Below are 11,520 nucleotides of genomic sequence, written 5' to 3' on the forward strand. Positions count from 1 at the left end.
TTTCTCGAGGAGCTCGGTCTCAAGGTCGGCATCATCAATGGATCATCCGGCCAAAGAAACCAAGAGACCATAGCTCGTTTCCGTGCCGATCCGCCTGAAATCCGTGCCATTGTTTCAACCGAAGCTGGCTCGGAAGGCGTCAATCTTCAAATTGCCAACGTGCTGATCAATTTCGATCTGCCTTGGAATCCGATGATCGTGGAGCAGCGTATCGGTCGCGTTCAGCGTCTCGGCTCTGAGCATAAGAACGTAATCATCTACAATGTGATGCTCGCCGGCACGTTCGAAGAATATATTGTCGGCCGTCTGATGACCAAATTGCAGATGGCGACAGATGCCATCGGCGATATCGAGTCCTTGCTCGAGGATCGGGCGTCGGCGACGAGGAAGAGGGGGCCGGTTTCGACGAAAAAATACGCGAGCTTGTGGTCGCAGCGCTCGCCGGCCGCGACATGAAAGCTGCCGCAGAGAGGATCGCCCGCAGCATCGAAGCTGCCAAGAAGACCCTCGAAGAAGAAAAAGAGAATATCGAGCAAACGTTAGGGTCGCAGGATGGTTACGGCTATGTCGGCCCCCAGACGCCGACGCTCGAAACGATCAAACCCTCCATGGAGTTCGAGCCTTTCGTGCGCGCGGCCCTTACAAGCCTCGGCGGGACCGTCAACGATATCGCTCCCGGTGTCTTGCGCGTCACTGGCAAAGGTGCCCCCGAATTCGTACGCCTCATAGAGGATGCTGGTCCCGATTATGCAAAGGTGCCGCTCTACAGGCCGGGCAGTCCCGCCTTTCTTCGCCTTATTGATCGCGTCACGGCTTCCGGCCTTCATGAGGTTCAGGATATCGATCATGAACCGCGGCAGCGGATAGAACAGCTTGTCGACGAGTGGGTATCTAGCTTTAACGGAAAGAAGCCGGAGGTGACAATCCAGAGCGCGCAGCGCCGGTTCGGAGGCAATGCTATTGCCCGCATACGCGCGACAACGGCCCATGACAGTTACGAGCGCATCGTAACGATTACCTGCAATCCAATCGAGCACACCCAGGCGGCCGCTGCGCTCGACGCTATGCCGGATCTACTTCAGCAGCCCGAGGTCGCTGGTCTCAATTCAAATCTCGTTTTGGATGAAGCCAATCGCGACCCAAACGTCGTCGAATTTAACCGCTTCTATCTCGAGCGGCGCGACGCCGAACTGAGGTCGGCCGGTAAAGACGCTCGGAAGCGCAAGAAGCTGGAAGATGAGTTCACGCCGCAGATTGACACAACACTTGTGGCCCTGGACGGCCAGATGAGCCGGCGGATAAATCTGAAGGTACGGTACCAGCTGGATGGCGCGTCATATGAGAGCGACCTCGCCATCACCCCGTCCGACGATCGGATCGACACTGCACCCGCGCTGGAGCCATGCGCGCTGACGCGTGTAGAGGTGCCTGCCGACTGCCTAGCCGCCTGCGAACTGTCCGGCGTTCGCGCGCTAAAGCACCGGTTGGCGCGCTCGGAGGTGAGTGGACGTTATGCATTACCTGAACATCTCCTTCGCTGTTCGCTTTCTGGGAAGTCACTCCTCGTGGACGAAGCTGGCATGTCCGACATCACGAACGCTGTCGTTGACCGGACATTGCTCAAAACTTGCGCCATCACCGGCAAGAGGGGAGAGCCTGCCTATTTTGGGCAATGCGCCTTCACAAGCGCCGATGTACTCTCGGAGCACCTTGGGAAAAGCGAGGTTTCAGACAAGCCCTATCGGCTTGATCAGGAGGCGTGCTCTGTCGTCTCCGGCAAGCGTGGACATACCCGGGAATTTGTCCGCTGCCAAGAAACCAAACGCACCTTGCTGCCGCGTGAGGCCGAACGCTGCGCCAAGACTGGACGGATCGTTGCGCCAGACGTCCTTCAAGCCTGCGCGGTCACAGGCAAGCGGGTGCTGCCCAGCGAGCTTCGGACATCGTCCGTCAGCGGCAAACGTGTGCTAGCGGAGCATTTGGTCTCGAGCAATCTGTCCGACGCAATCTTCCTAGCAGATGAGGGCATCCGTTCCGCTTACGGGAAGTTCTGCGCGCCAATCGAGGCGAAGCACTGTCAGTGGAGCGGTGCCGCTACCCATCCGGATGATCTCAAGACCTGCGCCCTATTGGGTCTCTCTGTTCATTTCCAGTATCTGTCAGACGAGTCACGTCGTCTTCAGCCTATCGAAGAGCTTCTTGCCGGCAGGCGCCGCGCCGTGGATGCACGAGATCGTTGGGACATCATCCTTCCTTCGGTGTCGTCAGCGGTAAACACGAAGAAGTGTCAAATAGAGTCCGGACAACTCTCGCCTGATCGCCAAAAGCTCGCTCTCGCCGTCGAGATCAAGTCCTTGCTCGGGCTCAGAACGCAGCATGCGGCGATGCTCTACTCGTTCAAAGACAATGCGATTCTCGGCCAAATCGCGGTCGTAAAGCGAGACGGGCGTGGCGGTTTCCGCTAACTCAGCTTCGAGCGGAGGCAATCTTATCTTTCCAGCCTACCTAATACTCAGAAATTACATCGCGGGATCACGGGCCATGCTTGCCTATCGGTGCGCCCCTCAGATTCGGGCCGCATCGCTGCTCAAGCCTTAGCAGCATCCGAATTTCGCATCTTTAGGTAAGCCTGGTAACACGTGGATGATTTAAGAAGATAAGTCTTGGTCTCAACCACAAAGCCATCCAAGTTGTGCTCGACAGCATAAGCCGAGAGGTCGTCAATTTTGTTTATGAACCCTCGGCCTTTGAAGTTCAGAGAGGTATTGCAGAGGACGCCATACCCGGTACGGGCCTTAAATGCGGTTAGCAGAGCGTATAATTTACGGTTCGTCGTAGCGGACACTGTCTGGATTCGAGCGGTGCCGTTAATGTGCGTAACAGCGGCCAGGGCGTTCGTTCTGACCTTGTGCGTGTAAAGCATATAAGGGCTTGGGTGATCGCAGCCGAACCATCTCGCAGCCTCTTCTTCCAAGCAAGCGGGCGCTATCGGCCGAAATTGTTCGCGTTGCTTGATTTGATTCAGACGTATTCTGGTGCTGTCTTCGAACGGCGCAGCAAGGATCGACCGATTACCCAACGCGCGTGGGCCGATCTCATATTTGCTGCTCACCCATCCGAGAATGAGACCATTGGCCAGCATGTCGGCAATCATTGCATAGTCCGTCTCGTGAACATCGTATTGCGAACGATCGAATGAACCGGCCGTATTGAATTCAAGGCCCGAGTAGACGTTCCAAGCGATCTTTGGATTGCCTGTAAGATGAAATTGGGCGTCGACAGCTGTCCCAATCGCCGAACCTGAATCATTCGCCACGGGTGGCACGAAAATCTCGCTAAAAAGGCCCGTTTCCGTCCACTTGGTATTCCAGTCGCAATTCAGACCGCATCCGCCTGCGATCAGCAGTGGCAGTCCTTTCCTCATGTTCGACCTGGCAAATTGATAGAAGACGTCAAATATCTTGTCGCTGAAGATGCCCGCGAAGTTGCGAAACTCCGGATCATCCAGTCCTACATTGTAGTACGGCGAATGCTTAAGCCCTCTGTATAAGCCTGTTTCGAGAAATGGGGGGTTCAGTAGAAAGTCGATAAGCTTTGTTTCTTCGGCTGTAGGTACATTGCGCTTCGAAAATGAAGTCAATGCCATGAGTTTGCCAGCATCGGAGAAGCGACAAAAAGGCGCGTCCTTGGGAAAGGTGGGATCGGCTAGGCCGTAGAGCGAGATATAGCGATTGCCCGGCTGGTTCAGGACATCCGCAAGCAATGTTATCTTCAGCTCGCTATCGATCTCGTAGAAGGCGCCGATTGCTCCCTCCCATACCAACACGTAGCACGGAGTGCCTTTTGGCAGGCTCGACATGCCGAAGGCGCATAATACGTGCGATCGTTCGTGAGAGGACGAGAAATAGTGGATTGGCTTGCCCATCAAGCGGCGCCGCTCGACGATAACGTCGCGATCCGGCACGCCGCGGTATCCGGTGAGAGTATTTGAGCCGAGCAAGCGGTGTTCGCGTGGCCACCATCCGCCTGTACAAACGACGTCGGGAATTTCGTCAACCTCGCCAAGAACGCTGAATACGTCATGACTGGATATTGGCGAGTACCGCCAATTCGAATTCTTCTCTGCTTCAATAGAGACCTGTAGCTGCGCCCCCTTCACGTAGGCGATCGCGCCGTCATGCCCCGGGTTAAACGAAAGAATATTCATAGCGCTGCGCCCCCTAATCGGTCCTCAGTCGGTTGCTGCCGGCCAGCGTTCTCCGACCGCGACATACCCTTTTCCCTTAGTGCAACTATGAGTATACAGTAGCTTCTCGTGCACATCACAAGCAATCCAATTGACATGAGAGGTCATGCCCAGTCGCGCAGATATGACGGACGGTCCTGAGCACCATCGCCAGCGCTCAGAGTTCATCAGGGGGTTGGTTCAAGGGGGCGCTACAAAAGTCCCAATCAACGATCGGTACAAGCAAGGTCCGCCTAGAAGCATCGTGCAGTTTTGGCATGATCTCAGCGAATTGCCGGCAGACATTGAGGAGTGCATCGGCTCGTGGAGCCGTTGGACGACAAGCGGCTTCACGCATCGCTTGTTCGACGAGCACAGTGCCAGAGAGTTTATCAGGGGCTCATTCGACACGCGCCACGAACGCGCGTTTGACCGTTGCTACCACCCTGCCATGCAGGCCGATTATTTTCGGTTGTGTTACCTACTGGTCGAAGGAGGTCTCTACGTCGACGCGGACGATGTCTGCGTCGGCACGCAAATCGGCTCGCTCTTTGAAGACGGTCGACTAAGGGTCCAGCCGCTCTGTTACGACATTGCGTCGGCAGCAATGATAAATGCAGACAGCTTCCTTCGCATCGGTGCTTATGAATCTAGTTGGATTTTCTACGTTAACAATAATCCCCTCGTAGCAAGCAAGCGGCATCCAATCATCGAACGGGCGCTCCAGCGCGCGACGGAGCTTCTCGAACTCACCGATGAAGGCGTGTTGCCTGAGATACAGTCGACTACAGGCCCGGGAAATCTTTCGAGGTCAATTTTCGAGCGAGGCGTAGCATGGGGGCAAGCGGAGTGCGAGCTGGTCGTGCTGCGCGATTGGGATTCGTTTGCGGTCTCAAGGTGGCCCCTAAGCCACCGCAACGACTCTCGAAATTGGCGTCTGTCTAACCAGCAGAGGTTTCGTCGTGGCGAAAATTGATCTCGAATGAACCTTTCGAAGCCGCTACGCGCCGCCTCCTTGTTTCTGCATTCTTTAGTTCTACGATGCCGTGTACATTTGCCACGGAAGCAGTGCTTTGCATTTGTGCCGCCGACAGATGCGCATGAGGTAGGCATCTCTCAGATCTACGTGATCAACTTGGATCGACAACCCGGTCGTTGGACGGATGTTCTTCGCGAGCTGGCTTGCATTCTGGATGCTAGCGGTACCCCTCTAGCAGATCGAGCAAGCAGGTTTTCTGCAAGCGACGCGCAAACGCCCCCCGACGATCTGGAGGGTCTTACTGACATCGATCCGCATTATTCGCTCGGCGATCAGCTCTTTGTTGAGCCACAGCCTAACGCACTACCGGATGAATTTGATCTCGTTCGGCCAATTCGGATGAGCCAGGCGGAAGTCGCAATTGCGCACTCGCACATCCGTGCCTGGAGGACGATTGCACAATCCGCTGCACCGTATGCGCTTGTGCTTGAAGATGATGTCTGGTTCGCGAGAGACTTTTCGCGCGTTCTCGATCAGGCCTGGCGCGAGATGAAAGAAGCCGACGGGTCTTCCCCCGACTTCGATGTGTTATATGTATCCTATGCGGAGGCTCGCCACGGCGGCCCAAAGGAATTGCTTTCCAAGAACGTGTTTCGTCCTGAGCGCGGGCTTTGGTTTTTGTCAGGGTATGTACTCTCGCGGAAAGGCGCTCAAGCGCTTCTTCGTCTCCTTCCGTGCCGCGGCCCGATCGATCTATGGATAAATCACAAGTTCGATGCGATAGACGTGCGCGCTCTACGTCGCCCGGTTGTCAACCAGCGTGCCGACCTCCTTTCCACGAACTCGTATTCGGTCCTTCCTGCTCTAAGCACGATTGGCGTTCTCGATTACAGCAACACCGCACTGTTTCATCAGCGCCCGAGCCATTATCCCGTTTTTGCCTTCGGGCCTCCGGACTCCGGATTGTCGTCGCTCGCAATGGCGCTCTCAATGCTGGGTTATCGCTGTTGCAGCGATTTGGACCAGATTCCAGAACTGGAACTCGGAAGGCTGATCGCCGGCCGCGCTCCGCCCATTTTTAATGCCTATGTTAACGTAGGTTCACTGAGGCTGCATTTGCGCGCGCTGATGCTTCGCTATCCGAAAGCAAAATTCATCGTGACCGAGTGCGAAGAAGCAATTAATCACTGTGATGACAGCGTGACTGAAGCTCTGGCGGGCGCGGACCTAGTGCATCTGAATCCCAGGGAGGCCAACCCCTGGCGGACGCTTTGCGAGCATTTGAGACTTCCGCCACCGGCGGCACCATACCCCGTCGTTCAGGAAATCGGACAGCGCAAGGTTCGAGGAAGTGCGATCGATCCCCCGACGCCGTATCGAGCAAAGCAGCTTCGGCACGACCGGTCGCCGTGGATTGTGGAACCACACGCGGGGTGGGAAGGCATCAGCGGAAGTGTTTTGGGGCAGCCTGGCCCGGGTGTGTCGCTGGTAAATTTCGAAGATGATCTCGCCGACGTTCAGTTGGCGCGGTGGATGTTGAGAAACGATACGTTTCCGGGCAACCTCGGGCTATTTCGTCCAGCCAATGTCTCGACGCAATCGGGCGGTGGTCTGGCGCTCACGGTTCGCCAAGAACCGCTTGGCGTTCGGAATTTCAGCGCTGCCGCGATTTCGAGCCAGGACAGCTTTTTGTATGGGCGGTTCGAGGCCACTCTACAAGCAACAAGCGTTTCAGGTCTGGTAACCGGATTCTTCCTGTACAGGGCCTCGCCTCGGCAGGAAATCGATATTGAGATCACTGGAAATCGTCCGACACGACTTCTGGTCAACGTATTCTATAATCCGGGTTCAGAGGGTGCAAAGTTCGACTATGGATATCGGGGCACACCGGTGGCCATCCCATTGGGGTTCGACGCTTCAAAAGCCCCACATCGATTTGCGATCGAATGGGACCCCTCCGAGATTCGGTGGTTTGTCGATGGGAACCAAGTTTACCGTCGCACTATGTGGAATCCCACACCCATTCCGCACCTCCCCATGAAGTTGCACGCAAACACATGGCCAACTCGCTCCCGAAATCTTGCGGGCCGGCTATCAGTCAGTGCACTGCCCGGATCAGCGTTTGTGCGCTATATTTCTGTGAAGGCATCTAAAGCGGGCGCGTAGGCCGCGTGGGGTTTGCGGCGCCGCGGTTGGGATCGTGTCCGTGCCGTTTATAACTGGAGTGCGCTGCTCCCAGCGTTCACGCTTGGCTTTGCGACAAAGTCTGCCACGGACACCATCTCCGGCGAGCTGCACCGAAATCGCGCCGTAGACTCCAAGGAGGCAAGACGAATGGCTTGTGCGATTACAAGCGCCCCTGTGGCTGCGCCAACAAACGGTACTGACGTGCTTGCTTCAGCGAAGCTGACGATGCCGCATTGTCCAATCTGCTTTTCGAGGTCCTTGTAAGCCGCGCTGGCCTGCCGATCCGATAGTGTCTCGCCAACGGCATGCTCGGGTGCATCCCACAAATCGCTGGACGATGCGCCCTTGGCGACCACGCGCAGTTGGATGCCCTCAAAATCATAGCGCCCATGCCCGAGTCCGGCGTCAATCATGTAGTCGAATCCATGCATCGCCATGACGCGGCGCGGTTCAATTCGGTCGAGGCCGCTCAAAAGATACGGCGGGTCGTCGGGTGAAAGCCGAATATCACCATGATGCCGCCGTTCAATCACGTCCGCTGTCCAGCCAGCGGCGCCAAGCCACGTTGAAGCGATCCGCGCTTTCTTTTCTCCGATATCGTCCTCCGTTACTAGAAGGCTGGTTGGCTCGTTTTCCTCGCCAATGGTTTGATCGTCCTGGAGGATGGCGCGGCCGCCTTTTGAACCAAGAAGACAGAGGTTCCAGACGAAGCCTTGGCCGAGATGGCCGAGGCCAAGAAACCAGAATTGGTCAGGTACATCGAAGCATTCGGGTCCGAGGTCATTGCGGTCAGCACAGATCCATGGCGTCCAGAGCGAAACCGTGGCGTCCCTCGCGCGCAGCACCTTGCCGGCAAGAACACCTGCGAAGACCTGGCGGACGGCGAGTGCCGCAGCAAACACACCGGAAAGCGCCAGCCGGGAATCACCGACCGTCTCACCGCGCGCGCGCGTTCCCGATAGCCACCGGTCCCACCAGCAGCGGATCGTCGAGCTATTGCCGGAGGAGGTGTTTCCAATAATGATCCTGTGCGTCGTTCTTGCAGGTGGCTTTCGAGCGATCCGGGCGCCGAGCCGCCGCGCGGCGCGCTGAAGTGTAGCCCCCAAGGGAAGCTTTGCGATCAGTGGAACGTCGGCTTCGCCGACGAGTGTGACACGGCCGAAGCATTTGCGCGCCGTGGCGATGGCGGTTAACGCAGCCGCTTGGCCCGCGCGGGTCGTAGCCTGATCGGCACCAACGATGACCGCTATGTGGACGGCGTCGAGGCGCGCTTCCGCTTCTCTAAAGGAACTCGCACGCGCAGCGTCGGTGAGAGCCTTGGTGATACGGGAGCGTTTCCAGTGTTTCGTCATCAGAACCACCCGACTCTCAGAAAGCGGCTGCTTCTCTTGCTGTGATCAGCCCACCTGCCGTTTGCCGAGGAATTCGTACATCCCTATCCCGCCGGGCTTGGGATTGGCCCGGGCAAAATTCGGCAGGATGAACGCGATATGACCGGGGCGAGGCATAACCGGTCCCGCACGATCTGAGGCACTTTGCCCATAACCGCACGGGTGCACGTGCACATCTGCGACGACGCCATAGCCCCGCGCCCGACAGATTTCCCAAAGGCGCGGCAACGCGGTTTCACGAATGGTCACGATGCCGGTTGCCAACGCCTTCGGATCAACGTCGTCGTAAAACACGAATTCGAGGATCTCGTGCGTGCCGTTCTTCAATGTATGGCCGAGAAGATAAGCGCCGCTTTCGCGTGTCTCGTTCAGCGTGCGGCGCGCAAGCTCGCGCACGCCCCGTTCCCAGACGCGCCGTGCGCAGATAATTCTAGGCGGCGCGAGCCCAACCCAACCAAGCAGCGTGTTCAGAAACGAGCTCATACAAGCGCTCCATAATGAATGTGATGTGCCGATCCCGGCGCCACACGAGGTCCGGTCGCTTCGATGCCCAGCCGTTATGCAGCGCGGCAAGACGCTGCCATGGGCGATAGATGCCGCCATACGTTCCCGACTGATCACCCCACTCCTTTAGCGCATCGACCACGCTGGGCGCGCTCGCCATGAGAGGAGCAGGACGTTTGCCAGTGGCATGATCCCAGTGCTGGATGAACGGGCCCACAGCCGGAAAATTGTCGCACACCAGTTGGAAGCCGAATGTCGCGCTGTGCCCCGTCGGCGGATCGAAGCCCGTGACATTCACTTCGAGTTTCGGGAAGCAATAGCGCACGATCTCCCAGCGCCCTTGATCGACGCCAGTCAGGAAGCGCACCGACCGAAGATGCGCGTCCAGCGTCTGTTGCGCGGCCGAAAGAGCATCAGCCATCGCTGAAGTCCTTCAGCGTGAGGTCGACGACAAGCGTGCAGTGACCGTGCTTGACGAACTTGCCCAGCGCATCCTCACGGGGAAGCGGCGCCTCAGCACCCGGCAAGATCAGGTTGGCTTTTGCCGAGGCCACGGGATCGAGTCCGAAGCCTTTCTTGCCCACGGCCCACTGCAAGGCCTTGAAGACCGTCTCGGACGGGGCGAAGTGGTGTTCGATCGTGCGATGCTCGTAGCGAACCTGGAGCGTGACGACCGGGCAGCGGTGACCCACCAAGCGAATGGCCTTGCGTCCATGCGGCGGGCAAGGAAGCGGCTTGTCGTGGCCGTGTTCGAAGAGGTGCATGTCTTCGGTCACGCTGATGCGGGCACGAACCGTCTCGTGGAAACGCTCGTCGACGACGACGGAAAAACCCATCGCCTCTTCGCGGTCCTCGATCTCGATTTCGACGTCGATTTCCAAGACCTCGATGACCTGAACGGCCGAATCGGGAGGCTGCCCCTCAATATGCTTGGGATTCCCGGATAGGTTGCCATGTTCCATGGTATGATCCTTTTAGCCGTGGCTTCTGTCTCGCAAACGGCAGCAAGAGCGCAGTTATCGTTCGGAAACGGACACAATTTATAATGTCGTACGTTCTTGGACTATCTGTAATCGAACGAATATGCTACGTCAAGTCCGTTTTTGGACTTATGGAGCCCTCATGTCGCCCGCCGCCACACCCGCCGAAACATCCGCGAACGCATCCCCAAGCCGAGCCTTGGATGTCTTTTTCAAAATTGCCGACGCCTGGAAGCTATCGATCGAGCAGCAGATCACGCTGCTCGGCGCCCCGGCGCGGTCGACGTTTTACAAATGGAAAAAGGAAGGTGGCCTCTTATCGACCGATACGGAGGACCGCATCTCGCACCTCGCCGCCATTTATAAAGCACTGCAAATAGTGGTTCCTGATCCACATGCGGCCGACACATGGATCGAAAGGCCCAACAAGTATTTTGGAGGCCGCACAGCGCTCGACGTGATGCTCGATGGAAAGCTTACCGACATCTATGCGGTCCGCGTTTATCTGGATGCCCAGCGCGGAGGCTGATGGCGATGTATTCCAAGCGTTCGTTCGATCAGGATTGTTACCAGCTCATCCCCTCGCGGTTTCCGACCATCGAGGTGTACGAGCGGTTGGGTGACGAGCAGGTGCAGAGTGCCGCAAAAGCTCTGGAGGAGCGCACGAATCCTCGCCTAGCGGCAATCAAGCAGTTGCCCACCGTACCGAAGGCAGGCGAAAAATCTGCCAGCCAATACCAAAACTGGAATCACGCGCCCTTTGCGTACAAAGACCCGCGTGGGACCTTTTTTCTCGGGCCGACGCTCGGGTGCCTTGAGCTGGCCAGCGATATGAACACGGCTCTGGCCTTTGCCCTACTGCGTCGCGAGGAATTTCTCGGCAGCACGTGCGAACCCGCCATGGGTCTCGACATGCGTGTCTTCAGCCGTCGCATTACAGGAAGTTTTCACGATCTTACAAAGCTCGATCCCAACCTCCCAAAGGCCGAGCGCTGGAAGATCGGGCACCAGCTCCACGACAGCGGCTCGCCCGGCATTCTGTTCCGCCGGCCGGGCTTCGGCGAACATCGCTTCCTTGCCGTGTTCGACGGAGCCTTGCTGCCGCGCGCCGTTCAGGGGGCTCATTACCGGTTCGTCTGGGACGGGCAGAAGATCAAAAGCATCTACGACTTTTCAGACGGAAAAGAGATACTGCGGGGAGGCTTATTAGCCCCCGCCGCCGGCAGAGATGCTGCCGAATAGATAGTAAAAACG

At 57.3% G+C, this 11,520-nt stretch carries 11 protein-coding genes; 6 read left to right on the plus strand and 5 right to left on the minus strand.

Annotated elements, in window-relative coordinates; genetic code table 11:
- Nucleotides 1–456: helicase-related protein (locus tag ACM43_RS11620; protein WP_271540172.1), on the plus strand; the 456-nt coding region annotated here is incomplete at its 5' end.
- Entirely contained in the window at nucleotides 426–2,465 is a 2,040-nt protein-coding gene (locus ACM43_RS11625) for a hypothetical protein (protein WP_244429386.1), read from the plus strand. The genes ACM43_RS11620 and ACM43_RS11625, both read left to right, overlap by 31 nt.
- 122 nt (nucleotides 2,466–2,587) lie before the next feature.
- On the opposite strand, the gene ACM43_RS11630 is transcribed toward ACM43_RS11625, so the two are convergent.
- Complete coding sequence (locus ACM43_RS11630; RefSeq protein ID WP_036029483.1) at nucleotides 2,588–4,207, minus strand: carbamoyltransferase C-terminal domain-containing protein; 1,620 nt, start codon at nucleotides 4,205–4,207, stop codon at nucleotides 2,588–2,590.
- 145 nt (nucleotides 4,208–4,352) lie between these two features.
- Between ACM43_RS11630 and ACM43_RS11635 the strand changes: the two genes are divergently transcribed.
- Entirely contained in the window at nucleotides 4,353–5,201 is an 849-nt protein-coding gene (locus tag ACM43_RS11635) for a glycosyltransferase family 32 protein (protein ID WP_050996130.1), read from the plus strand.
- A gap of 6 nt (nucleotides 5,202–5,207) precedes the next feature.
- Nucleotides 5,208–7,370 carry a family 16 glycosylhydrolase gene (locus ACM43_RS11640; protein WP_081493025.1) on the plus strand — a complete coding sequence of 721 codons (2,163 nt, stop codon included), beginning with the start codon at nucleotides 5,208–5,210 and terminating at the stop codon, nucleotides 7,368–7,370.
- Nucleotides 7,371–7,417: 47 nt separating this feature from the next.
- Here the strand turns inward: ACM43_RS11640 and ACM43_RS11645 are convergent, their stop codons facing one another.
- Genes ACM43_RS11645 through ACM43_RS11660 form a run of 4 tightly spaced genes read right to left on the minus strand, consistent with a single transcriptional unit; the run spans nucleotide 7,418 to nucleotide 10,248 of the window.
- Nucleotides 7,418–8,743 carry a hypothetical protein gene (locus tag ACM43_RS11645; RefSeq protein WP_036029479.1) on the minus strand — a complete coding sequence of 442 codons (1,326 nt, stop codon included), beginning with the start codon at nucleotides 8,741–8,743 and terminating at the stop codon, nucleotides 7,418–7,420.
- 45 nt (nucleotides 8,744–8,788) lie between these two features.
- A complete protein-coding gene (locus tag ACM43_RS11650; protein WP_271540177.1) occupies nucleotides 8,789–9,265 on the minus strand; it encodes a hypothetical protein in 477 nt (158 codons plus the stop codon).
- On the minus strand, nucleotides 9,213–9,707 hold the full coding sequence (locus tag ACM43_RS11655; RefSeq protein WP_036029474.1) for a DUF7665 family protein: 495 nt from the start codon (nucleotides 9,705–9,707) through the stop codon (nucleotides 9,213–9,215). Before ACM43_RS11655 ends, ACM43_RS11650 begins: the two co-directional genes overlap by 53 nt.
- Nucleotides 9,700–10,248: a hypothetical protein gene (locus ACM43_RS11660; RefSeq protein ID WP_036029471.1), complete on the minus strand. Its 549-nt coding sequence runs from the start codon at nucleotides 10,246–10,248 to the stop codon at nucleotides 9,700–9,702. Before ACM43_RS11660 ends, ACM43_RS11655 begins: the two co-directional genes overlap by 8 nt.
- 160 nt (nucleotides 10,249–10,408) lie before the next feature.
- Between ACM43_RS11660 and ACM43_RS11665 the strand changes: the two genes are divergently transcribed.
- Both ACM43_RS11665 and ACM43_RS11670 read left to right on the plus strand, forming a co-directional pair.
- Nucleotides 10,409–10,795 (plus strand): antitoxin Xre/MbcA/ParS toxin-binding domain-containing protein, encoded by a 387-nt coding sequence (locus ACM43_RS11665; protein WP_036029469.1) that lies wholly within the window; start codon nucleotides 10,409–10,411, stop codon nucleotides 10,793–10,795.
- Nucleotides 10,795–11,508, plus strand: coding sequence for an RES family NAD+ phosphorylase (locus ACM43_RS11670; protein WP_050996128.1), 714 nt, complete (start codon nucleotides 10,795–10,797; stop codon nucleotides 11,506–11,508). Before ACM43_RS11665 ends, ACM43_RS11670 begins: the two co-directional genes overlap by 1 nt.
- The last annotated feature ends 12 nt before the right edge of the window (nucleotides 11,509–11,520 follow it).

This window comes from Bradyrhizobium sp. CCBAU 45321 (genome assembly GCF_028128975.1).
GTDB classification, from domain to species: domain Bacteria; phylum Pseudomonadota; class Alphaproteobacteria; order Rhizobiales; family Xanthobacteraceae; genus Bradyrhizobium; species Bradyrhizobium yuanmingense.